This is a genomic window from Rhizobium sp. 21-4511-3d, from assembly GCF_053522545.1.
In genome coordinates this window covers 228,361-250,860 of record NZ_JBNWCF010000002.1, presented here as the reverse complement: position 1 = coordinate 250,860, position 22,500 = coordinate 228,361, and the positions used below count along the sequence as shown (strand labels likewise).

Genomic DNA, 22,500 nt, shown 5'->3' with positions numbered 1-22,500 from the left:
ATTTGCTGCGAAAAGACAAGTTGGCCCCGGCAAGCCGGGAGAAAACAGAATACAAGGAAGTCCCTTCATGAGCGTTTCAGGTCTGCCGTTCGACGATTTCCGCGCGCTGCTGCGCGAGCTGCCGGGTCCGGATGCCCGGGCGCTGGTTGCGGCGCGCGAGCGCGACGCGCAACTGACAAAGCCGCCGGGGGCGCTTGGCCGCCTCGAGGAAATCGCCTTCTGGCTGGCCGCATGGACGGGCAGGGCGCCCGCCGTCAACCGGCCGCTGGTGGCGATCTTTGCCGGCAATCACGGCGTTGCGCGCCAGGGCGTCACCCCCTTCCCGCCGTCGGTGACGCAGCAGATGGTCGAGAATTTCGCGGCCGGTGGTGCGGCGATCAACCAGATCTGCGTGGCCTACGATCTCGGCCTCAAGGTCTTCGATCTGGCGCTCGATTACCCGACCGGTGACATCACCCAGGAAGCGGCGCTTTCCGAGCGTGACTGCGCCGCCACCATGGCCTTCGGCATGGAAGCGATTGCCGGTGGTACGGATCTGCTCTGCATCGGCGAGATGGGCATCGGCAACACGACGATCGCAGCGGCGATCAACTACGCGCTTTACGGCGGTTCGGCACGCGATTGGGTCGGCCCCGGCACTGGGTCGGAAGGCGAGATGTTGGAGCGCAAGGTGGCCGCCGTCGAGCGCGCCGTCGAGCTGCACCGCGACCACCTCAACGATCCGCTCGAGATCATGCGCCGCCTTGGCGGTCGTGAGATCGCCGCGATGGCCGGCGCGATCCTGGCCGCCCGCGTCGAGAAGATCCCCGTTCTGATCGATGGCTATGTGGCGACCGCCGCGGGTGCTATCCTGCAGGCCGCCAATCCGTCGGCGCTCGATCACTGCCTGATCGGCCATGTCTCCGGCGAGCCTGGCCATCTGCGCGCCATCGAGATGCTCGGCAAGACGCCGCTTCTGGCGCTCGGCATGCGTCTTGGCGAGGGTACGGGTGCGGCATTGGCCGCCGGTATCGTCAAGGCCGCGGCCGCCTGCCATTCCGGCATGGCGACCTTCGCGCAGGCCGGCGTCACCAACAAGCATTGAGCGGACGCGTCGCGTTCAGCTTTGTGACAGGTTAATGACAGACGCTTGCGGCGCGGACCGGGAAACGGTATTCGCATTTTCACTGATGGACGGCGGCAAGACGCCGTCCGCGACCGCAAGACGAGGACGCCTTGGAGAAACCTGCCGTTCGTAAGCTGACAGGCGTCAGCCATTTCTTCGCCGCTGCGAGCTATTCCTGGGCGGGATTCCAGCGCCTGATCAAGGAATCGGCTTTCCGGCAGGAGCTGCTGTTTGCCGCCGTGTCGCTGATCCTGCTGATATCGGTGGGAGCGACGCTTTCCGAGCTGGTCATCGCCGTCATCCTGTTTCTGGCGCTGTTTGCGGTCGAAGCGCTGAACACGGCGATCGAGGAAGTCATCGACCGCATCTCCCCCGAAATTTCGATGGTCGGCAAGCATGCCAAGGATCTCGGCTCCTTTGCCGTTCTCTGCATGCTCGGTGCCTGCGGGCTTTTCCTGCTGTTCACGATCGGCAAACACCTGATCGCGATCGTTTTCGCCTGACCTTAGGCGAAGCTCTTCCGCTTGCGTGAGACGGCATGTGCTTCCTCGACTGCGGGGAGGCTCTGCAAAACGCGCTTGCCCGGCAGGATGGCGATGACTTCGGTGCCTTCGCGCAGCTTGGATTTCAGCACGAACTGGCCGTCATGCTTGGCAAGGATCGCCTGGACGATCGGCAGGCCGAGGCCGGTGCCCTGTTCGGCGCTCTTGATGGCGATGGAGCCCTGGCCGAAGGCGGAAAGCACGATCGGGATTTCCTCTTCGGGAATGCCGGGGCCGTTGTCCTTGATCGAGATGTATTGGCCGCCGCCCGCCGTCCAGCCGACCTTGACGTGGATCTCGCCGCCCTGCGGCGTGAATTTCACGGCGTTGGAGAGCAGGTTCAGGACGACCTGGCGCATCGACTTCTCGTCTGCCCAGACCGAGGGAAGCTCGGGCTCGAACTGCTGGCTGATGGTGATGTTCTTGCCGCTGGCGCGCAGCTGCACCATGCCGATGCAGTCCTCGGAAATATCCAGCAGCGAAATCGCCTCTTCGGCGAGCTCATACTTGCCGGCCTCAATGCGCGAGAGGTCGAGGATCTCGTTGATGAGGTTCAGAAGATGCTGGCCGGAGCGATGGATGTCGCCGGTATATTCCTTGTAGGTCGGGTTGTTCAGCGGCCCCATGACCTCGGCCGACATCACTTCGGAGAAGCCGAGGATGGCATTCAGCGGCGTGCGCAGCTCATGCGACATGGAGGCGAGGAAGCGCGACTTGGCAAGGTTTGCCTCCTCGGCGCGGCGGCGCGCCTCGTCGGACATCGATTTTGCCACTTCCAGCTCGGCGATCAGGTCATCCTTCTCCGACTGGAAGGAGAGGATGCGCAGGTTCTGGCGGAATAGGCGGTCGCTGATATAGCCGAAGAAGATGACGGTCGTGGTGAAGAGCGCCGTGAGGCTGACTTCGAGCACGTCGCGGGAAATGCCGGCCTTGACGGCCAGCGCCAGCACGGCGGGGCTGAAGGTGATGAGCACCGACGGCGTCAGCATGAAATTCGACATTGCCGTGACCGACAGGGCAATGAGCAGCGTCGCACCCTTATAGAGGATGAAGCGGGAGGGCTCGCAGGTGGCGCAGCCCTGAAGCGCGAAGAAGGCCCAGCTGAGGCCGATCAGCAGTTGGCCGATCAACAGGGCGCGGCGCCACTTGCGGGCGGATTCCGCCGTCATTTCCTGCTTGCGGGCGCGGCGTACGAGATAGACGTTGGCGGCATAGGCGACCAGTGTCGCGACCGCCCAGAAGAAAATCTCGGTGTCGCCGGTGAAATAGATGCCGAGGGCGGAAATGATGATGACGAACAGCGGCATCAGGGCTGCGCCCTGGGTGAATGCCGTCATATACATGCGAAGGACGTCGCGATCGAAAGCGGCCGTCGAGGAATGGCCCGACTGCAAGCGCTCGCGTGTCTGCCGAACAGCCTTGGAGACAGGCTTGTTGCGGTGACTGCGGGACTTGTCGACGATAATCTTATCTGTCGATGTGCTTACGCCGTTACTCATCTGCACTTGATACTTGATCCGCGGGTGGTTCCACCGTAACCGGCAAATCTTAAGAAGGTGTTTGCCATTTCTCTCAACGGTTTGTTTTTGAAGGAGGCGGAAGCGTGACGCGCGGTTTGAGGACGATTCGCGACGGCGTGACCGCCTTTGCGATGCTGGCGCTGATCTGGCTGATCGCCGCCAAGCTCAACAGCGATGCGGAGACCGTGCATAGCGGCGCCTTCCATGCGGCCGATGGCGACAGCCTGGCGGTCGGCGGCGAACGGATGCGGCTGAAGGGCATCGATGCGCCGGAGTTGGTGCAGAACTGCGAGCGTGGCGGGAAGTCATGGGCCTGCGGGCGGGAGGCGCGCGATGCGCTGCAGCGGCTGGTCTCAAATGCCGGAACGCAATGCAGCGGCACCGAGCGCGATCAATATCAGCGGCTGCTGGTGATCTGCCGGAGCGGCACGCTTGATATCAATGGCGAGATGGTGAGAACGGGCTATGCCGTGTCCTATGGCGACTACCGCCGCGAGGAGGATGAGGCGAGGGGTTCGCGCTCGGGTCTGTGGGCCGGGACATTCGAGCGGCCGCGGGATTTTCGCGATGACGAGCGGCTGCATTCCGGCGGTGGCATCGTCAGGATGATCGGGCAGGCGGTCGGATGGAACTGACGCTCGAAGCCTTGCAGGAAGCGATTGCCGCCTGCCGCATCTGTCGGGATGCGCCACTCAATCCGGCAAAGCCCTTGCCACATGAGCCGCGTCCTGTCTTCATCCTGTCGCGCACGGCGCGGGTGCTGATTGCCGGGCAGGCGCCGGGTCTTCGCGTGCATGAGAGCGGCATTCCGTTCAACGACGCTTCGGGAGACCGACTGCGCGACTGGCTGCAGGTCGACCGCGAGACCTTCTACGATGCAAGCCGTCTGGCGATCGTGCCGATAGGCTTCTGTTTTCCGGGATATGACGAGAAGGGCAGCGATCTGCCGCCGCGCCGCGAATGCGCGCCGATCTGGCGGGAGAGGGCGATGGCGGTGATGCCGCAGATCGAACTGATCCTGACCGTCGGCCAATATGCGCAGAGCTGGCATATGGGCGCGGCGGCGAAGGGCAATATGACCGACACGGTCAAGGCATGGCGCGAGACGCTGTTTGCAAACCGCTCGCCCGCTGTCCTGCCGCTGCCGCATCCGAGCTGGCGCAACAGCGGCTGGCTGAAACGCAATCCGTGGTTCGAGGAAGAGCTGCTGCCGGTGCTCAGAAGCAGAATAAAACTGCTTATAAACTGAAACAAAATTCTTTTCGCGCGCCGGAATCGCGGTATACAGAGAATATAATTCGAAAGGGCTTTCGCATATGGACCGTCTCGACCGCAAGATACTGCGCCTGCTGCAAGAAGATTCGACCCTTGCGGTCGCCGATCTCGCCAAGAAGGTCGGCCTTTCGACAACTCCTTGCTGGCGCCGTATCCAGAAGATGGAAGAAGACGGTGTCATCAAGCGCCGCGTCGCCATTCTCGACCCCGAGAAGGTCAACACCAAGGTCACGGTTTTCGTCTCGATCCGCACGGCGACCCATTCGATCGAGTGGCTGAAGCGCTTCTCGGAAGTCGTCGTCGAATTCCCCGAAGTGGTCGAGTTCTACCGCATGAGCGGCGATGTCGATTATCTGCTGCGCGTCGTCGTTCCCGACATTGCCGCTTACGACGCCTTCTACAAGCGGATGATCGCCAAGATCGAAATCCGCGACGTCTCCTCGGCCTTCGCTATGGAGCAGATCAAGTATTCGACGCAGCTGCCGCTCGACTACATGCTGCTCGACAGCGCGAAGTCCAACGAAGACTGAGCTATTTCAGCCGGGCGATGATCGCATCGCCGGTCAGCTCGCGCACCGCATCCTTGCCGATCCATCTCGCCGTCTTGCCGGAACTCTCCGCAAGGCGGCGAGCGAGTTTCAGGGCAGGCGCATGGCACGCCTTGTTGCGCTTGCCGATGTTGCGCAGCGCCCAGTTGACGGCCTTGCGGACGAAGTTCCTCTCGTCGCCAGCGTGAGCCTCGATCAGCGTCAGCCAGACGAGAATTGTCTCGTCGGGATCCTTTTTGCGATGCACAGCCATAGCGGCGATCATTGCGAAGGCAGTGCGGCGCACGAATTCCCGCTCATCGGCGACAAAGCTTTCAATGAGAGCGTCCAGCCGTGCCTCGACGAAGAGGTCGGCGGCGGTATCGACGATTTCCCAGGAATGGAAGTCTTCGGCGAAGGCCTTGGCTTCATCCGCCGTCAGCCGTTTCGGCTCAGACGTCATCAAGGCCAGCAGCCGCGCTTCCCTGATGCCGCTTTGCCAGAGCGCCAGGGCGCGCGGATGATCCTTCCTGGCGAGCCTCGCGATGCTCCGCAGTTGCGGATTGGAAATGCCGAGTGCCTGGCCGGTGACGATCCCGAAGCGGGCCATGCCGGCAATGCCGCCTTCGGAGCGCAGCGTCTGCAGATGCGCGATTAGGTCTGCTGCGCTCGAGGACGGACCGATCATTTTTCCAGGCGGGCAAGGAGCGAGGACGTATCCCAGCGATTGCCGCCCATGGCCTGGACGTCGCCATAGAACTGGTCGACGAGGGCGGTGACGGGGAGCTTGGCGCCGTTGCGGCGGGCTTCGGTCAGGACGATGTCGAGGTCCTTGCGCATCCAGTCGATGGCGAAGCCGAAATCGTACTTGCCCTGGTTCATCGTCTTGTGGCGGTTCTCCATCTGCCAGGAACCGGCGGCGCCCTTGGAGATGACGTCGACGACCTTCTCGATGTCGAGGCCCGCGCGCTTGCCAAAGTGGATGCCTTCGGCGAGGCCCTGGACGAGACCGGCGATGCAGATCTGGTTGATCATCTTGGTGAGCTGGCCGGCACCGGCCGATCCCATCAGGCCGACCATGCGCGCATAGGCGTCGATCACCGGCTTTGCCTTTTCGAACACGGCTTCGTCGCCGCCGCACATGACGGTCAGCACGCCGTTTTCGGCACCCGCCTGACCGCCGGAAACCGGTGCGTCGATGAAGTCGCAGCCCTTGGCCTTGGCGGCTTCGTAGAGCTCGCGGGCGACTTCGGCGCTGGCCGTGGTGTTATCGATCAGGACGGCGCCCTTCTTCATGCCTTCGAGAACGCCGCCTTTGCCTGTTGTCACCGAGCGGAGATCGTCATCGTTGCCGACGCAGGTGAAGACGAAATCGGCGTCTGCGGCAGCCTCTGCCGGGGTCGGGGCGGATTTGCCGCCGAATTTCGCGACCCAATCGGCAGCCTTGGCGGCGGTGCGGTTGTAGACCGTGACCTCATGGCCGCCCTTCGTCTTCAAGTGGCCCGCCATCGGGAAACCCATGACGCCGAGACCGATAAAAGCGACTTTTGCCATATGCCAGATCCTTCTCCTGATGCTGCGGCATGATTAGCGGAAAGTGCGAAGGCTGGAAAGGCACCGCCGGCGGGCGGCGGTACGCCAACAAGGCAGCCTGAGAATAAAATTCTGCGGGAGCCCGGCAATCCGGTCAGGAAAATTTCCGCCGCGCCAAAACTCACAAATATAATTGTCGATCTAATTTATAGAGTTTCTCATTATCAGATCATCGCAACGCAACGGTGATGCGCTTCGTATCGCCGATAAAGGGGAAAGCCATGATCTCACGCCGTCAGACCCTTGGTCTCTTCGGGGCCGCAGTAGCTGCCGCCGTCCTGCCGTCCATCAAGCCCGCGCGGGCGGCTGCAGCCACCGAGTTCCGTATCGGATGGCAGAAGAACGGCGTGCTGGCGCTTGCCAAGCGGCGCGGCGCGCTGGAGGCGCGGCTTGCGGACAAGGGCATTTCCGTCAGCTGGTCGGAATTCACCTCCGGGCCGCCGCTGCTCGAAGCGCTCGGGGCAGGCGCTCTCGATTTCGGCGCGACCGGTGACGTGCCGCCACTCTTCGCGCAGGCTGCGGGTGGCCATCTCTATTATGTCGGAACCTATCGCGGCAGCCCGGCGGCGTCGGCGATCCTGGTGCACAAGGATTCGCCGATCCAGAAGCTTGAGGATCTGAAGGGCGTCAAGCTAGCCTTCAAGCGCGGCTCCAGTGCCCATAACGTTGCCGTCAAGGCGCTGCGCAAGGGCGGCTTGACTATCGATGACGTACAGGCGCTCGATCTGGCGCCGCCGGATGCTGCTGCCGCCTTCAAGACCGGCAGCATCGATGCCTGGTCGATCTGGGACCCCTATTTGGCGATCGCCCAAGCCGATCCGGATACCCGGGTGCTGACGACCGCCGAGGGCCTCGTCGATTCCTACAGCTTCTTCTTGGCCAATCAGGACTTCACCGACAACAACGGCCAGGTGGTCGTCGATGTGATCGACGAGCTCGCCAAGGTGGGCAAGTCGGCGCAGGGCAAGCTTGACGAGACGGTCAAGGAGCTTTCCGAGATCACCGGTGTTCCCGCCGATGTGACGCGCATCACCCTCAGCCGCCCGGGCGCCGATCTCGGTGCCGTGACGACGATCACCGACGATGCTGCCGCCTACCAGCAGGCTTTGGCCGACGAGTTCTACGCGCTTGGTATCGTGCCGAAGAAACTGACGACCGGCGATATCGTCTGGCGCCCGAAGGCCAGCTGAGCCGTATTTCACGAAAGGACAATTTGATGAGTTCCAAACCAATCGATTTTCTCTGGTTCATCCCGACCTCCGGCGACGGCGCCTATCTCGGCTCCTCCGACCAGACGCGCGCGCCTGAAATCGGCTACATGACGCAGATCGCCCAGGCAGCCGATCGCCTCGGCTTTTCCGGCGTGCTGCTGCCAACGGGCGTTGCCTGCGAAGAATCCTTCGTCACTGCGGCGGCACTTTCGCAACATACGGAGAAGCTGAAGTTCCTGGTGGCGATCCGTCCCGGCACGGCGTCTCCGGCCTATTATGCGCGTCTGGCGACAACTCTCGACCGCGTCTCGAACGGCCGCGTTCTCCTGAACATCGTCGTCGGCGGCAGCCCCGCCGAACTTGCAGGCGACGGCATCTTCCTGCCGCACGACGAGCGCTACGACCATGCCAACGAGTTCTTCGATGTCTGGGAAGAGCTGCTGGAGAAGGGCGTTGCCAGCATCGACGGCAAGCACATCAAGGCGACCAATGCACGCCTCGGCTTCCCGTCCTACCAGAACCCGCGCCCGCCGCTCTATTTCGGCGGCTCCTCCGATGCCGGCATCGACTTCGCCGTCGGCCGCGTTGACAAGTATCTGACCTGGGGTGAGCCTCCGGCACAGGTCGGGGAGAAGATCGAGCGCGTGCGCGCGGCTGCTGCCAAGAAGGGTCGCGAAGTCAGCTTCGGCATCCGCCTGCATTTCATCGTCCGCGAGACGGACGAGGAAGCATGGGCGGCCGCCGACCGGCTGATCTCGAAGCTCGACGATGCGACGATCGAGGAAGCGCAGCTTCGCTTTGCCAAGGAATCCGACTCCGTCGGCCAGGCGCGCATGGCCGCGCTTCATGGTGGCCGCCGCGACAAGCTGGAAGTGTCTCCGAACCTCTGGGCCGGTGTCGGCCTGGTACGCGCCGGCGCCGGTACGGCGCTGGTCGGTTCGCCGAAAACGGTCGCGGCGCGGCTGCGCGAATATCAGGAACTCGGCATCGAGACGGTGATCGGCTCCGGCTATCCGCATCTGGAAGAGGCCTATCGCGTTGCCGAATTGCTGTTTCCCGAGCTTGGTCTCGGCCAGCCGGAGCAGCGTCATGGTCTGCGCAACGATTTCGGAAACAAGCAGGTGTTCGGTGGCGGTAGCCATGGCGGCAACTTGAAAGTCGTTTCAGGGTCCTGATCCGCGGAAGCGAGGAGATGAGCATGTCGGTATTCGAAACGCCATTCACACGCGTTGCCTCGGGGCAAGCAAAGCGCAAGCGCCGGGCGTTGCCCCGGCTGCCTGACGGCTCTGCCCTGTTGCCTTATCTCCTGCCGGTGACAATCGTCATCTGCTGGCAGATCGCTTCGTCGGCCGGGTTCATTTCCTCGCGCATCATGCCGTCGCCGGCCGATGTCGCCGTCGCTTTCTGGTCGACGACGATCTCTGGCCAGCTGCCACATGACGTCTTGGTCAGTGCGGGGCGCGCCTTTGCGGGCCTGCTGGTCGGCGGCGCGATCGGCTTCCTGCTCGGCATTGCCAACGGCGTTTCGAAGGTCTCGGAGCAGCTGACCGATACGACACTGCAGATGCTGCGCACCATTCCGCATCTGGCGATGATCCCGCTGGTCATCCTGTGGTTCGGGATCGGCGAGGAATCGAAGCTGTTCCTCACCGCGCTCGGCGTGCTCTTTCCCGTCTATCTCAATACCTATCACGGCGTGCGCAACGTCGATCGCGATCTGATCGAGATGGGCCGCGTCTATGGCATGGGCAGCTGGACGCTGTTTCGCAAGGTGATCTTTCCGGGCGCGCTGCCGTCGATCTTCGTCGGGCTGCGTTATGCGCTGGGGATCATGTGGCTGACGCTGATCGTCTCGGAATCGATCGCCGCGTCCTCCGGCATCGGTCACATGGCTAACAATGCGCGAGAATTCATGATGACCGATGTCGTGGTGCTCGCACTGGTGATCTATGCCGTGCTCGGCAAGCTTGCCGATGTCGTCGCCCGGGCGCTGGAGCGGCGGGCGCTCACCTGGAACCCGATCTATCAGAAGTAGGAGCTGGCGATGAGCGTGATCACCCATGAACGTTTCCACGGCTCAATCGAGCCGGATTATGCGGCGCACGGCGAAAAGCCTGCGACACCGCCGGCCGGTGCGGCATCCATCACCCTGACCGGACTGGAGAAGAGCTTTGGCGGCAACCGTGTGCTGCGCGGTATCAATCTGCATATTCCGGCCGGTCAGTTCGTCGCCGTCATCGGCAAGAGCGGCTGCGGCAAGAGCACGCTGCTGCGGGTACTAATGGGTCTCGATCAGCCGACGGCGGGCAGCATCCGCTTCGAGACCGCGGATGGCACTGGCGAGCGGCCGAATGCGCGCATCGTCTTTCAGGAGCCGCGGCTCTTGCCCTGGCTCAGCGTGGCGGAGAATGTCGCCGTCGGTCTCGGAGACGGGATCGACAGGCGTCTGGCGCTTGCAGAGGCAGCGGCCGTGCTTTCCGAAGTGCAGCTGGCGGAGAAGGCGAGGGAGTGGCCGTCACGGCTCTCAGGCGGTCAGCGGCAGCGCGTGGCGCTGGCTCGTGCACTCGTCAGCAAGCCCGGCGTTCTCGCGCTTGACGAGCCGCTCGGCGCGCTCGATGCGCTGACGCGGATCAGCATGCAGGAATTGATCAACCGCGTCTGGCGCGAGCTGGGTTTCACGACGGTTCTCGTCACCCACGATGTCAGCGAAGCCGTGCATCTGGCGGACCGGGTGATCGTGCTGGAAGAAGGACGGATCGCGCTCGATCTCGACATTCCCCAGCCGCATCCGCGCCGGCATGGCAATCCGGAACTTGCCGAGCTCGAAGGCAGGCTGCTCGGCGCCATTCTCGGCACCGGGCGCTGAGCGTCTCAGTGGACGCCGCCGGCGTCTCGCTCGAGGAATGCCTCGAAACTGTCGAGGCCGAGCTCGGTGCCCTGGCGGCGCATCCCGTCGTCAGGATAGCCATCGAGGAAGACGACCTGCTCGGTGAAGAGCATGCGGGTGCCTGCCGCTGACGGCTCGAAGGTGACGGTGGCCAGCGACACGGAAATCCTGGTTTCGCCAAGCCGCATCTCATAGGCGTAGACGATCCTGATGTCCTCGACGACATCGAGATAGTGGGCGTCATAGGCATGCAGCAGGCCGTCGCCATCGGCGGTGTAATTGCGCTCGCTGCCGCCGGCGCGGAAGTCCAACCGGTATTCCAGCGTCGTCCAGTCGCCGTGGCAGGCAAACCATTTCTGCTTCGAGGCCGGATCGGCCCAGGCGCGGAAGGCGCGCTTCGGGTCGGCCTTAAGCTGCCTTTCGATGGTGAAGGTCGTGTGGGCGGCGGAGCCGGGGCTTGCTGGTGTCATGGTCAAGGTTTGGGTTCCTCTTCGGCAAGAAGCTGGTCGAGACGGTCGAAGGCGGAGTTCCAGACGGCCTTGCGCTCGCCGATCCATCGCTCGAGCTCGGCGAGCCGCTCCTGGCGCAGCTGATAGGTGCGCACACGGCCGGTCTTGGCGGATTGCACGAGGCCGCTCGTCTCAAGCACATTGAGATGTTTCATCACCGTCGGCAGCGCCATCGGGAAGGGGGCGGCAAGCTCCATCACCGAGGCGGGGCCAAGCCCGAGACGGTCGATCATACCGCGGCGGCTGCTATCCGACAGCGCGTGGAACATCCGGTCGAGTGAGATGGCATCGATCGTCATTCGGCAGGCATCGCCTTGCGGATCGCCTCAGGCAGCTGGTGCTTAAAGGGATAGAACTTGAAATAGGGCAGCGCTTCCCTGAGCACGCGGGCGAAGGAAGGGCGGTGCACGAGCCGCTCGTAATAGGCGGAAAGCTTCGGCCGTTCCGCGCCGAAGGGGACAAGCGTTTCGCTGTAGAACAAGGCGGGAGCCGCGGCGCAATCCGCCATGGTGAAGCTGTCGCCGGTGATCCAGAGGCTGTTTGCCAGCTGCCGCTCGATCATGTCGTAGGCCATGGCAAGCGTGGCGCGCGCCTCGCTCTCGCCCTGCGGATCCTTGACGCCGGCGGGACGCATCTTGTCGGCAACGATCCTCTGCATGGGCGTCTGGATATAGAGATCGAAGAAGCGGTCCCACAGGCGCACCTGCAGGGCGCGGTCCGCATCGAGCGGCAGCAGATGGGCTTCACCCGGATAATGCCGGTCGAGATATTCGATGATGATGCTGGTTTCCGGAATGGTGCTGTCACGCGCCTCATCCCGCAGGATCGGCATCTTGCCGACCGGCCAGTAGCGGAAGAGTTCGGCCCGCGAACCTTCATCCGAGAGATCGACCAGCCGGTCCTCGAACGGCGTGCCGTTCTCATAAAGCGCGATCAGAACCTTGTGGCAGAAGGAGGCGAGCGGATGTCCGTAAAGCACGAGCGGCATGGGGCATGGCCTTTCAGCTGTTGGAAACTTTGCTGAAAGGCTAAGTATCAGGGTGTGGCAGTTGTGGCAAGGGATAGTTTGCTGAATGGGTAACTATTGGGCTGGTTCGGGCTCGGGAGTTGGCGGACGTCGCGTCACGAACGATATGTCCATGCGTTTCGAGCGGTCGCCGAGATCATCGGACATTTCCTGCCAGATCCGGCGTAATCGCCTTACATGCAGATCATCTGTAATCCAACCCAGGAGGTGCTCCATGCAGCGCTTGGTCGTCAACGGATCGGCGGCAATCGTTTCGCACGCCCATGTGCAATATGCGTCGACTCCGACCGCCTCGATCTTGGGAGGCTCGGTCGCCGTCGGATAGCGGATGATAAGCGGTTGGACGCCACTGATCTCCCCGATCTTCCGCATCGTGCTCGTGGCTGCGAAAAGGATCCCGGCGTAAATTCTGTCAAACTCGTCCGGTCCTTCGACCATGATCGGCCTCCACCCATTGGAGGACCAAAAGTCGAGAGACCGCTCGAGGTCAAACACGGTTCGGACGTTCATCTGCTTCAGCAACAGGAATTTATCGAGACCAAGAATATTGCAAAGCTGCGCCTGACCCACCCAATCGATCGTCTGGTAAATGCCGTACGGAGATTCAACGTGCAGCATTATAGGATTGTAGGTAGCGAGATTCTGGACGTCGTAAATCCCGCATTCCTCCAAGCGGAATCTGGTGGGATAGTCGATGCCGTCTATCACATCGAGCGGCGTCATCCGCGTGACAGCGTTAAACCGGTCGTCGTCGATTTTAACCCAGGCGACCAGCGACTGGAGTTTCAGAAGAAGAAACTTCGTCGAACTCTGTGGCAACAGCCCCAGTAACGGTGCAAGCGCCATCCAAATCCACGGCACGTCGGTGCACTGACGAGTGTCGGGATCCGAGCCCTTGATCAGAGACTCCAGTGCGATGGTCGGATTTTCGAAGGCCTCGTATAGAAAAATGACGATAATGACCGAGGCGAATATCTCGACGGTCTGCCAGATGAACGTATGGGCAGACAGGTCGAACACTGCGAGGCTTCTGACAAACTGGCGCGTGGCGGCAATAAAGGCGCCTGCGAAAGCGAGCGAGCCTACGCTTTGCAACTGGCTGCGAACGCTTCCTTCAGGGCAGCAAGCTCCGCTGTCAAGGCCCGTAATGTTACACATGCGGTCGCCGGTGGCGCCAAGCACCTCGAAGCCGTTTAAGACAACATTGAACAGATTGACAAAGCCGAAATAGCACAAGACGACGAAGCCCGTCGATGCAATGAGAAGGCGATAGTCCCCCATGTTGCCGAAGAGCCGCGATCCCCGAATTCTTCTCTCGATCTCTTGGATCAATTCTGCGGAATTGGCACGCGACGTATTGGTGTACTCTGGATCGCCAAGATCGGAGAGGTATTTTGCGGTTACGAGTTCAAGTGACGGATTACTCGCCGCTTCCGGCTCGGACGACGAGGTCGATCGTTTGTTTCGCGTCGTAGGATAAGAAAGAATGAAATCGGCGATGAGACGCAGTCTGCGGACCCGAACTTCGTTCCGGCAGTAGATAAGCAGGATAGGAATGAACAAGGCAACGAGGAGTGCTGCCCAGCTGATCGGAACTACATGCGTCCAAAGCGCATCGAGGACGCCTAGAACCCCACTTTTCTCCCAGATCGCGTAGAGTTCGAGAAACATCGATTATCCCCCAATTCACGGGAGGATAATCAGCGTTTCAGTTTCCTGTCCACCAACGACCTGATCTCATAGGTTGTTTGATCGAACGTCAATCAACCCGCCAGCTTCGCGATCACCAGATGGCCGGGGCTCGGTTCGCCTTCCTGCATACGCACGTTGATGCCGGTCATTTCTACGAGCTCGAAGCCGGTCGCGGTCAGGCGTTCGCGGATGTAGCTTTCTGCGTGGAGGAAACGCTGGTGGGGGCCAACGGCGTAGGGGCGGGTGTCGGCCTGCGGCAGGGTTTCGGAGGAGAAGATGAACAGGCCGCCGGGCGTCAGGTTTTCGGCGGCGCCGAAGAACAGCGGCTCGAGGGCGCCGAGATAGGGCAGGACGTCGGTGGCGGTGATCAGGTCGAAGGCGTCTTCGTCGTTGTCGTCGAGGAAGTCCTCGACTTCGGCGACGAACAGCGTCTCGTAAACGTCCTTCTCATGGGCGATCTCGACCATGTTTTCGGAGATGTCGATGCCGGTCATGTCCTCGCAGAGATCGCGCAGCGTGCCGCCGGTGAGGCCGGTGCCGCAGCCGAGGTCGAGCATGCGCTTGAACGGCCCGAGCTTCAGCTCCTGCAGGCGCTGGCGCACCATCATCGGCACGTGATAGCCGAGCTGCTCGACGAGCACGTCCTCGAAGACCTCTGCATGCTGATCGAAGAGGGTTTCGACATAGGCGTCGGGGGCGCGCACCGGCGTCTCGCCGCGGCCCATCGAGGCGATGCGGACGGCGGCGCCGCCGTGATCCTCGGGGTCGATTGCCAGCACTTCCTCATAGGCCTTCACGGCCGCATCGACGTCGCCAGCCTTTTCCAGCGCAAGCGCGCGGTTATAGGCCTCGGCCAATGCCTCTTCGTCGATCTTCTTTGCCATGCCGGTCCACCTTTTCGTTGTCACGCAAGCCTCTAAGGCGGTGAGGCCGCTTTGGCAATGGCGGGCGTTGCCGACCGGCCTTTCAGTGGATGACGAATTCGCCGCGCAGCGCGCGCCATTCCGTTGCCGAGATCAGCTTGCGGTGGATGTAGCGGACGGAGTGCAGCGGGCCGTCGAGCTTTTCCTGCCAGAATTTCAGGAAGCCGCGCATTTCGGGGAAATCGGGAGCGAGGTCGTATTCCTGCCAGATGTAGGTCTGCAGGATCGCGGGATGATCCGGCATGCGATAGAGGATCTGCGCCGTCGTCAGTCCATAGCCCTGCAGCTGCTTTTCCATGTCCTTGTTCATGTGCATCTCGCTTTCGTTCCCATTGCCGCTTATTAGCGGCAGATAAAATGGAAACACGGCGCGGTTAACCGAAGCTTGACATGCAGCGGGCAAAAGAACCATTCATTTTTGTTTGATTTCAATAGCTTGGCAGCATCCCGCAGGGAGTGCTGCCAAACCGGTCAGCGCTGCAGGTGGCGCGTCAGACGGCGCTCGATCCAGTTCCAGAAATGGCGGAGCGCTTCAACCATCGTCAGGTAGAAGATCGCGGCCCAGAGATAGGTCTGGTAGTCGAAAGTGCGCGAGAAGGCGTAGCGGGTTTCGCCCATCAGGTCGAAGACGGTGATGATGGCGACGACGGCCGAGCCCTTGATCAGCAGGATGATCTCGTTGCCGTAGGGACGCAGCGCCACGATCAACGCCTGCGGCAGGATGATCTTGCGGAAGGCGACGGTCTTGGAAACGCCGAGCGAGTCCGCGGCCTCATGCTGTCCCTTCGGCACGCTCTCGATGGCGCCGCGCAGGATTTCGGCCTGATAGGCGGCGGTGTTGATGGTCATCGAGAACAGGCCGCAATACCAGGCGTCACGGAAGAACCACCAGAGGCCGACGGATTCCAGCTGCGGACGGAAACCGCCGAGGCCGTAATAGACGAGGAAGAGCTGCGCCAGAAGCGGCGTGCCGCGGAAGACGTAGACGTAGCAATAGGCAAAGCCGCTGAGGAACCTGTTCGTCGACATTCTGGCGAATGCCAGCGGCAGGGACAGGACGGCGCCGCAGATGACCGAGATCGTCACCAGGATGATCGTCGTCATCAGGCCGTGCAGATAGCGCGGTCCGTAACGCGTGAACTTTTCGGGATCCCAGCCGGCGACGACCATGTAGATCAGCGTTGCGGCAAGAGCGAGCCAGATCAGCACGAGAACCGAGCCGGTGACGCGCGCCGCCGAGAGAGGCTTGGCGATATGCTTCGGCGCCGGCTGCGGCGGGATAAGGGTTTCTGCAACGCTCACCGGCGGACCTCCGAGCGCTTGGCCCAGCGTTCGATATAGCTGAGGCCGTAGGAAGAAATGACAGCGAGCACCAGATAGATGATGCAGGCGAGCAGATAGAAGAAGAAGGCCTGCTTGGTGACGCGCACGGCGACGGCGGTCTGGCGCAGGATGTCGGCGAGGCCGATGATCGAGACGTAGGACGTATCCTTCAGGAGAATCATCCAGAGATTGGTGAGGCCGGGCAGGGCAATGCGCACCAGCTGCGGCAGGATGATGAGGCGGAGCGTGCGGCCGCGGTGAAAGCCGAGCGCGTCTCCGGCTTCGTACTGGCCCTTCGGAATGGCGCGAAATGCCGAGAGCAGCACTTCCGAACAATAGGCGGAGAAGACGACGGCAAGGGCGATCATGCCGGCCACGAAGGCGTTGATCTCGATCCGCTCGTCATAGCCAAAGGAGGCGAGCGCCGACTGGATGAGGATCTGCATGCCGTAATAGATGATAAACAGCGTCAGAAGCTCGGGCAGGCCGCGGAAGATCGTGGTGTAGATGCCGGCGGCGAGCCGCACCGACTTTTCTTCGGATTGCTGGCCGAGCGCCACGAGGAAGCCGATGATCAGGCCGACCGGCAAGGTCAGCAGCGCGACGGCGACGGTGGTTTTCAGGCCGACGGCGATTTCATCGCCCCAGCCGGTATCGCCGCAGGCGAGGATCGTCGACTGGCCGAACCAGGTGAAAAGACCGGCAGGTCCGCATAGCGGATCGAAAACATACCCTATCCAGGCCCAGAGCGAGCCCAGCGCGGAAAATAATCCGCCCATCCAACTTTCCCCTCACGGCTTATGCCGTTTTGATCTTTAGCATGTTGTCAGACAAAAATGGCGGAAGAGCAAGCCTTCCGCCATCATCTTTACAGGTCAGTTACAGTTTTTCTCAATCGCCGTAAACGTTGAAATCGAAGTACTTGTCCTGAATTTCCTTGTACTTGCCGTTGGCGCGGATCGCTGCGATCGCGGTGTTCAGCTTGTCCTTCAGCGGGTCGCCCTGGCGGACGGCGATACCGGCGCCAACGCCGTTGATTTCCTTATCGACCGGCAGGGTCGTGAGGATCTTGCAGCAAGCGCCGGCGTCCGACTTGACCCACTGCGAGAGAACGACGACGTCGTCGATAACGGCGTCGATACGGCCGTTCGAAACGTCGAGCTTGTACTCGTCGGCAGTCGGGTAGAGCTTCAGCTCGGTGTCGGCCAGGTGCTTTTCAGCGTAGTTGGCGTGGGTGGTCGACGTCTGGGCGCCGATCGTCTTGCCCTTCAGGCCGGCGACGTCGGTGATCGTCGAGTCCTTCGGCACGGCGATTGCCGGCGGCGTGTTGTAGTACTTGTTGGTGAAGTCGACGAGCTTCGAGCGCTCCGGCGTGATCGACATGGACGAAACGATCATGTCGAACTTCTTGGCCTGGAGAGCCGGAATGATGCCATCCCAGTCGTTGCTGACGAAGGAGCATTCAGCCTTCATCTCGGCGCAGAGTGCCTTGGCGATGTCGATGTCGAAGCCCTTGATTTCGCCGCTGGCATCGACGAATTCGAAGGGCGGGTAGGTCGAGTCGGTGCCGATCACATACTTTTCGCCATCGGCCATTGCCGAACCGGCGAAGAGGGACAACGCTGCAAGCGAAGCTGCGGCGAGGAGGTTGGAGATACGCATGAGGATCCTCTCTGTTGGTGACCGCTGCGTCTTTTTCTTATTCGGCAGCGGCCATAATGCGGCGGGCATCAGCACCGCCTTGGCGCGATAATCAAACCTTTTTTTTGCAAATTGCAACTGGAATCGCGCGCCATTGTTGCGTCGCAAACTATGACCAAGATGAACGGAGGCGGACCGGGACGTTCATAGCGGGTTAATCCCGGCGTTTCTAAAAAATGCATGGAACAAATCCGGGCCTCGGAAATTTCGGTCCCGACCCAACATGCGGGGTGTCAAAACTGAACACCCCCAATAGCCAATAGGAACGAGGAAACCCAATGGGCATGAAATCAAGATTGTTTGCCAGCGCTGCTTTTCCGCTGCTGTCGCTGACACTGGCCGTTACGCCGGTGCATGCGTCTGCACTCGGAGGAACGAGCGCGGCATCGTCGCCCCAGGTGGTCAGCGGTTCGTATGAGGTCGCGCAGGATGCACCGTCGGATGAAGAGATCCTGAAGAAGCGCCACAAGCAGCCGCAGGCCGAAGAGCAACAGCAGCAGGAAGCGCAGCCGCAGGCCGAGCAGCAGCAGGAACAGCCGCGCCGCAAGCAGCGCGAAGCTCAGCCGCAGGCAGAAGAGGCGGCTCCGCAGGCCGAGCAGGCTCAGCCTTCCGAAGAACAGCAGCCGCGCCGCAAGAAGCGCGAGGCAGCCCCCGAGCCGGAACAGGCCGCTCCGCAGGCGGAGCAGGCACAGCCGGCCGAAAACCAGGAACAGCCGCGCCGCAAGAAGCGCGAAGCCGCTCCTGAGCCGCAGCAGCAGGAGCAGCAGCAGGCAGCCCCGCAGGCCGAACCCGCCGAGCAGCCGGCCGAAAGGCCGCGCCGCAAGCGCGACCAGCAGCCTGCCCAGCAGGAAGCCGCTCCGGCGCAGAACGAGGCTCAGCCGCAGGGCGAGCAGGCCGCTCCTCAAGTGGAGCAGGCCAAGCCCCAGACCGAAGAGGCTCAGCCCGAGCAGCAGCGTCCGCGCAAGGGCGACAAAAAGCAGCAGCAGGCAACCGAAGGCGAACAACAGCAGGAACCTGCCGCCAAGCCCGGCCGCAAGAATGCCCAGCAGCAGGGTGAGCAGCCCACCGAAGGCAAGACGCCGGTTCCGTCGGAATCGCCGGCTCCCGATCAGGCGCCTGTCCCGGCCGAATCTCCGGCGCCGGCAAAGCCGCCGGTTCCGGCAGAGCCTGACCAGGCACAGAAGCCTGCGCCTGAAGGTCAGCAGCAGGGCGAGCAGCAGCTCAAGCCCGGCCTGCAGCCTGGCGCCAACACTGCCGAGCAGCCTGCAGCCAACGGCCAGCAGCCTGTTGTCGAGCAGGCGATCCCGGCACCTGAGAAGGTAACGCCGCAGGAGCTGGAGCGCCGCAAACAGATTGCCGCGGATCCGAGCAAGAGCACGGAAACCGTCGTCCTGCCGGTCGAAAACGGTGCAGCCGTGCTCGACAGCGACAAGGACGCAGACCGCTCCGGTGGCCGCGATGGCCGGCGCCAGCGCGACCGCCAGCGTGCAGCCGAGACGCAGCAGGAGATCTTCGTACCGAAGTCGGACGCCGATGCGCAGCGCGCAGCCGGTGGCGAAGCACGTCCGCCGGTCAAGATCGAGGCTGTCACGGCCGAGGAAGGCCGCCGGCTCGACCGCCGTCCGCAGTTCCAGCGTCCTGACGGTGCGCAGGTCGAAGGACGCGTCGGAGACGACAACCGCGTGCTGCTGCAGATCAACAACAATATCGTGGTGCGCAGCGACGACGATCGCCGCTTCATCCGCGACGGCGAACGGCCGATCTATGAGCAACTGCCGCGCGACCGTTATCGCGAAACGATCGACCGTCCGGATGGCTATCGCATCGTGACGATCCGCAACCGCTATGGCGACATCATCCAGCGTTCGCGTGTCGACAGCCGCGGCCGTGAGTATGTGCTCTACTACTCGCCGGAGCTCTACGATAATCCGGACCAGGATTACTTCGAGGATCCGGGTGCCGATCTGCCGCCGATGCGTCTGCAGATCCCGGTTCGCGACTACATCATCGACACCAGCAGCGATCCGGATCGTGACTATTACGACTTCCTGCGCGAGCCGCCGGTCGAGCCTGTCGAGCGCGTCTACTCGCTGAACGAGGTGAAGTATTCGGCCCGTATCCGCGACAAGGTACGCCGTATCGACCTCGATACGATCACCTTCGCTACCGGCAGTGCCGAGATCCCGATGAGCCAGGCGCGCAGCCTGCGCAAGGTCGCGGATGCCTTGAACGAGGTGCTGCAGAGGGATCCGAGCGAAACCTTCCTGATCGAAGGACATACCGATGCCGTCGGTTCCGACCAGAGCAACCTGGTTCTCTCCGACCAGCGCGCGGAATCGGTCGCCAACGTGCTCTCCGATGTCTACGGCATTCCGCCGGAAAACATGGCGACGCAGGGCTATGGCGAGCGCTACCTGAAGGTCAACACGGCTGGTCCGAACCAGGAAAACCGCCGCGTTACCATCCGCCGCGTCACGCCGCTCGTGCGTCCGGTCGCCTCCAACAACTGAGGCAGGCCGATCTGAGAACAAGAAAGCCGCCGGGCGACCGGCGGCTTTTCTATGCCGTGATGGCGGGAAGACCGAGTTTCGCCGCGATGAAATCGGCGATCGCCATCGTGTCGTCGAGATCGAAGACGGGCAGGGTACCCTCCGTGACCGGATGGTCGGCGGCGATGGCGCAGATATGCGGGTCGGTGGGCGCCAGCGGCTCGCGCTTGGCTGCCTCCAGGCGGCGGGCCTCGATCTTCGGGATCGGCTCGCGCTTGTAGCCCTCGATCAGCACGAGATCGCAGGGAGCGAGGCGGGAGAGGATGTCCTCGAAGGCAGGTTCGGGTTCGCCGCGCAGTTCGTGCATGATAGCAAAGCGGGTGCCGGAGACGATGGTCACCTCATGGGCGCCGGCCTGCCGGTGGCGGTAGCTGTCGGCGCCGACCTTGTCGATGTCGAAATCATGGTGCGCGTGCTTGATCGTCGAGATGCGATAGCCGCGGCGGGTGAATTCCTCGACGAGCCGGACGGCAAGGCCTGTCTTGCCCGAATTCTTCCAGCCGGCAATGCCGAAGAGGCGCGGCGTGCTCATGGCGAGAGCGCCCGCAGCCAGCGCTCGGCTTCGACGAGGTCGTCGGGCGTGTTGATGTTGAAGAAGGGGTCGAGAAGGGCGGCGCGTGTCGGATGCAGCGGAAACTGAACTTCCGCAACGTCATGCCGTAACAGGAAGTCGCGGACGCGGCGCTTTTCGTCGGTGGCGATCCAGGCTTCGAGGTCTGCCGCGAGCGCCACGGGCCAGAGGCCGAAGACCGGGTGGCTGCGGCCCTCGGAAGCAGCGATCGCGATCTTTTCCGGATGGTCGGCGGCGGCGATGAAGTCGGATACGAGCTCGGCCGGGAAGAAGGGGCTGTCGATCGAGACCGTCACGACATGGCTGACACCATCGAGCCTGGCGGCATAGGCCATCGCGGCGTGGATGCCCGCCATTGGCCCGGCCTTGCCGGGAATGATATCCGGGATGAAGGCGAGGCCGCATTGCGGCTCGCTGCCGGCATTGACGGCGACGGTGGAGACCTGCGGGGAAAGCCTTGCGATCGCGTGGTCGAGAAGCGGGCGGCCGCCGAGCATTGCCGCAGCCTTGTCCGTCCCCATGCGCGAGGAGCGGCCACCGGCCAGGATGACACCCGGGATTGCGGTATTTGCGAGTGAAAAATCTGCCATTGCTTATCTCAGACGGGGCTTCTCGGCTCGGATTCCTGGGCCAGGGGAGCGACGCGGCGCTTGGCCTCACGATAGAAGGTATAGAGGCCGGAAGCTATGACGATCGCCGCACCCGCCAGCGTCCAGGCGTCGGGGACTTCGGCGAAGAAGATGAAGCCGAGCAGGCCCGAGAAGATCAGGCTCGTATAGCGGAAGGGCGCGACGAAGGAGACTTCGCCGGTGCGCATGGCGGTGATGACGGACTGGTAGCCGATCAGCACGAGGACCGATGCCATCAGCAGGTGCGACAGCGCCGTCAGCGACGGCGTATGCCATCCGCCAAGCGCCGGCATCAGCAGGGCGCCGAAGAAGGCGACGGTGATGGCAGTGACCACGGTCACCATCAGCGAGGGGATTTCAGGATCGATCGAGCGGGTCGCGAGGTCGCGGCCGGCCGTCGTCAAGACGCTGGCGACGCAGAGGAGGGCGGCCGGGGTGAAGCCTTCCGGGCCGGGGCGGATGATGATCATCACGCCGATCAGGCCGACAAGGATCGCCGACCAGCGGCGCCAGCCGACCGGCTCGCGGAAGAACAGGGCCGCACCGAAGGTGACCACCAGCGGCAGCGACTGCAGGATCGCCGAGGCATTGGCGATCGGCATCATGCCGAGCGCGGTGATGTAGGTGACGGCAGCCAGCATCTCGCAGAGGACGCGCAGGATGATGATCGGCTTCAGGATGATCGTCCAGGAGCGGAGCGCGCCCATCTTGCGGGCAATCAGGTAGATCAGGATGCTGGTGAACAGGCCGCGGATGAACATGATCTCGCCAGCGTTCATATCGCCGATGACGGATTTCGAGAGCGCGTCGCTGGCCGAAAAACCGGCCATGGCCATGCTCATGTAGATTGCGCCCTGGGTATTGCGAGACCGCGGCATGCGAAGAGATTCCCGATAGTTCTGAGGCCCTTGTAGAA

The 22,500-nt window shown here is 62.5% G+C and carries 25 protein-coding genes; 10 read left to right on the top strand and 15 right to left on the bottom strand.

The annotated features are described in order from the left end of the window. Window positions 1–67 precede the first annotated feature (67 nt). Window positions 68–1,084, top strand: a complete 1,017-nt coding sequence (gene cobT, locus ACQZ5H_RS07100; RefSeq protein ID WP_449097161.1) for a nicotinate-nucleotide--dimethylbenzimidazole phosphoribosyltransferase — start codon at window positions 68–70, stop codon at window positions 1,082–1,084. A gap of 131 nt (window positions 1,085–1,215) precedes the next feature. Then, a complete protein-coding gene (locus tag ACQZ5H_RS07095) occupies window positions 1,216–1,608 on the top strand; it encodes a diacylglycerol kinase (protein ID WP_449097160.1) in 393 nt (130 codons plus the stop codon). A 2-nt stretch (window positions 1,609–1,610) separates the two neighbouring features. Here ACQZ5H_RS07095 and ACQZ5H_RS07090 read toward each other — a convergent pair whose 3' ends face one another. Next, window positions 1,611–3,146, bottom strand: coding sequence for a sensor histidine kinase (locus ACQZ5H_RS07090; RefSeq protein ID WP_112716675.1), 1,536 nt, complete (start codon window positions 3,144–3,146; stop codon window positions 1,611–1,613). A 104-nt stretch (window positions 3,147–3,250) separates the two neighbouring features. Between ACQZ5H_RS07090 and ACQZ5H_RS07085 the strand changes: the two genes are divergently transcribed. The 3 genes from ACQZ5H_RS07085 (at window position 3,251) to ACQZ5H_RS07075 (ending at window position 4,972) form a co-directional block, all read left to right on the top strand. Next, window positions 3,251–3,802: a thermonuclease family protein gene (locus tag ACQZ5H_RS07085; RefSeq protein WP_449097159.1), complete on the top strand. Its 552-nt coding sequence runs from the start codon at window positions 3,251–3,253 to the stop codon at window positions 3,800–3,802. Then, the gene (locus ACQZ5H_RS07080; protein ID WP_449097158.1) at window positions 3,793–4,416 is read left to right on the top strand and encodes a uracil-DNA glycosylase family protein; all 624 of its coding nucleotides are present in this window, start codon (window positions 3,793–3,795) and stop codon (window positions 4,414–4,416) included. Before ACQZ5H_RS07085 ends, ACQZ5H_RS07080 begins: the two co-directional genes overlap by 10 nt. Window positions 4,417–4,483: 67 nt before the next feature. Beyond that, window positions 4,484–4,972: an Lrp/AsnC family transcriptional regulator gene (locus tag ACQZ5H_RS07075; RefSeq protein ID WP_112387170.1), complete on the top strand. Its 489-nt coding sequence runs from the start codon at window positions 4,484–4,486 to the stop codon at window positions 4,970–4,972. A gap of 1 nt (window position 4,973) precedes the next feature. Here ACQZ5H_RS07075 and ACQZ5H_RS07070 read toward each other — a convergent pair whose 3' ends face one another. After that, a complete protein-coding gene (locus tag ACQZ5H_RS07070; protein ID WP_449097157.1) occupies window positions 4,974–5,657 on the bottom strand; it encodes a DNA alkylation repair protein in 684 nt (227 codons plus the stop codon). Then, on the bottom strand, window positions 5,654–6,523 hold the full coding sequence (locus ACQZ5H_RS07065) for an NAD(P)-dependent oxidoreductase (protein ID WP_449097156.1): 870 nt from the start codon (window positions 6,521–6,523) through the stop codon (window positions 5,654–5,656). The genes ACQZ5H_RS07070 and ACQZ5H_RS07065 overlap by 4 nt, the downstream gene beginning before the upstream one ends. Window positions 6,524–6,783: 260 nt before the next feature. Between ACQZ5H_RS07065 and ACQZ5H_RS07060 the strand changes: the two genes are divergently transcribed. From ACQZ5H_RS07060 to ACQZ5H_RS07045, 4 genes are read left to right on the top strand one after another with little or no spacing between them, the layout of a single operon-like run. Then, complete coding sequence (locus ACQZ5H_RS07060) at window positions 6,784–7,752, top strand: aliphatic sulfonate ABC transporter substrate-binding protein (RefSeq protein WP_449097155.1); 969 nt, start codon at window positions 6,784–6,786, stop codon at window positions 7,750–7,752. 26 nt (window positions 7,753–7,778) lie between these two features. Then, a complete protein-coding gene (gene ssuD / locus ACQZ5H_RS07055) occupies window positions 7,779–8,948 on the top strand; it encodes an FMNH2-dependent alkanesulfonate monooxygenase (RefSeq protein WP_449097154.1) in 1,170 nt (389 codons plus the stop codon). A gap of 23 nt (window positions 8,949–8,971) precedes the next feature. Continuing rightward, window positions 8,972–9,808 (top strand): ABC transporter permease subunit, encoded by an 837-nt coding sequence (locus tag ACQZ5H_RS07050; RefSeq protein ID WP_449097153.1) that lies wholly within the window; start codon window positions 8,972–8,974, stop codon window positions 9,806–9,808. Between the two features lie 9 nt (window positions 9,809–9,817). Continuing rightward, window positions 9,818–10,639, top strand: coding sequence for an ABC transporter ATP-binding protein (locus ACQZ5H_RS07045; protein WP_449097152.1), 822 nt, complete (start codon window positions 9,818–9,820; stop codon window positions 10,637–10,639). A gap of 5 nt (window positions 10,640–10,644) precedes the next feature. Here ACQZ5H_RS07045 and ACQZ5H_RS07040 read toward each other — a convergent pair whose 3' ends face one another. The 9 genes from ACQZ5H_RS07040 to ACQZ5H_RS07000 form a co-directional block, all read right to left on the bottom strand. Beyond that, window positions 10,645–11,130: an SRPBCC family protein gene (locus tag ACQZ5H_RS07040; protein ID WP_449097320.1), complete on the bottom strand. Its 486-nt coding sequence runs from the start codon at window positions 11,128–11,130 to the stop codon at window positions 10,645–10,647. A gap of 2 nt (window positions 11,131–11,132) precedes the next feature. Beyond that, window positions 11,133–11,468 (bottom strand): ArsR/SmtB family transcription factor, encoded by a 336-nt coding sequence (locus ACQZ5H_RS07035; RefSeq protein WP_449097151.1) that lies wholly within the window; start codon window positions 11,466–11,468, stop codon window positions 11,133–11,135. Continuing rightward, a complete protein-coding gene (locus tag ACQZ5H_RS07030) occupies window positions 11,465–12,157 on the bottom strand; it encodes a glutathione S-transferase family protein (RefSeq protein ID WP_449097150.1) in 693 nt (230 codons plus the stop codon). The genes ACQZ5H_RS07035 and ACQZ5H_RS07030 overlap by 4 nt, the downstream gene beginning before the upstream one ends. Before the next feature lie 93 nt (window positions 12,158–12,250). Next, the gene (locus tag ACQZ5H_RS07025) at window positions 12,251–13,867 is read right to left on the bottom strand and encodes a hypothetical protein (RefSeq protein WP_449097149.1); all 1,617 of its coding nucleotides are present in this window, start codon (window positions 13,865–13,867) and stop codon (window positions 12,251–12,253) included. Window positions 13,868–13,959: 92 nt separating this feature from the next. Continuing rightward, entirely contained in the window at window positions 13,960–14,772 is an 813-nt protein-coding gene (locus tag ACQZ5H_RS07020) for a methyltransferase (RefSeq protein ID WP_449097148.1), read from the bottom strand. 82 nt (window positions 14,773–14,854) lie between these two features. After that, window positions 14,855–15,121, bottom strand: coding sequence for an usg protein (locus ACQZ5H_RS07015; protein WP_112716649.1), 267 nt, complete (start codon window positions 15,119–15,121; stop codon window positions 14,855–14,857). A gap of 161 nt (window positions 15,122–15,282) precedes the next feature. Further along, window positions 15,283–16,113: an ABC transporter permease gene (locus tag ACQZ5H_RS07010; RefSeq protein WP_130278160.1), complete on the bottom strand. Its 831-nt coding sequence runs from the start codon at window positions 16,111–16,113 to the stop codon at window positions 15,283–15,285. Beyond that, window positions 16,110–16,913, bottom strand: coding sequence for an ABC transporter permease (locus tag ACQZ5H_RS07005; RefSeq protein WP_112716645.1), 804 nt, complete (start codon window positions 16,911–16,913; stop codon window positions 16,110–16,112). The genes ACQZ5H_RS07010 and ACQZ5H_RS07005 overlap by 4 nt, the downstream gene beginning before the upstream one ends. A 112-nt stretch (window positions 16,914–17,025) precedes the next feature. Then, entirely contained in the window at window positions 17,026–17,796 is a 771-nt protein-coding gene (locus ACQZ5H_RS07000; protein ID WP_130278161.1) for an ABC transporter substrate-binding protein, read from the bottom strand. 317 nt (window positions 17,797–18,113) lie between these two features. Between ACQZ5H_RS07000 and ACQZ5H_RS06995 the strand changes: the two genes are divergently transcribed. Then, window positions 18,114–20,345, top strand: coding sequence for an OmpA family protein (locus ACQZ5H_RS06995; protein WP_449097147.1), 2,232 nt, complete (start codon window positions 18,114–18,116; stop codon window positions 20,343–20,345). A 49-nt stretch (window positions 20,346–20,394) separates the two neighbouring features. Here ACQZ5H_RS06995 and mobB read toward each other — a convergent pair whose 3' ends face one another. The 3 genes from mobB to ACQZ5H_RS06980 are packed head-to-tail and all read right to left on the bottom strand — an operon-like array spanning window position 20,395 to window position 22,462. Continuing rightward, window positions 20,395–20,916 (bottom strand): molybdopterin-guanine dinucleotide biosynthesis protein B, encoded by a 522-nt coding sequence (gene mobB, locus ACQZ5H_RS06990; protein ID WP_449097146.1) that lies wholly within the window; start codon window positions 20,914–20,916, stop codon window positions 20,395–20,397. Continuing rightward, window positions 20,913–21,545, bottom strand: coding sequence for a molybdenum cofactor guanylyltransferase MobA (mobA, locus tag ACQZ5H_RS06985; RefSeq protein ID WP_449097145.1), 633 nt, complete (start codon window positions 21,543–21,545; stop codon window positions 20,913–20,915). Before mobA ends, mobB begins: the two co-directional genes overlap by 4 nt. Window positions 21,546–21,553: 8 nt before the next feature. After that, the gene (locus ACQZ5H_RS06980) at window positions 21,554–22,462 is read right to left on the bottom strand and encodes a DMT family transporter (RefSeq protein WP_130278165.1); all 909 of its coding nucleotides are present in this window, start codon (window positions 22,460–22,462) and stop codon (window positions 21,554–21,556) included. Window positions 22,463–22,500 lie beyond the last annotated feature (38 nt).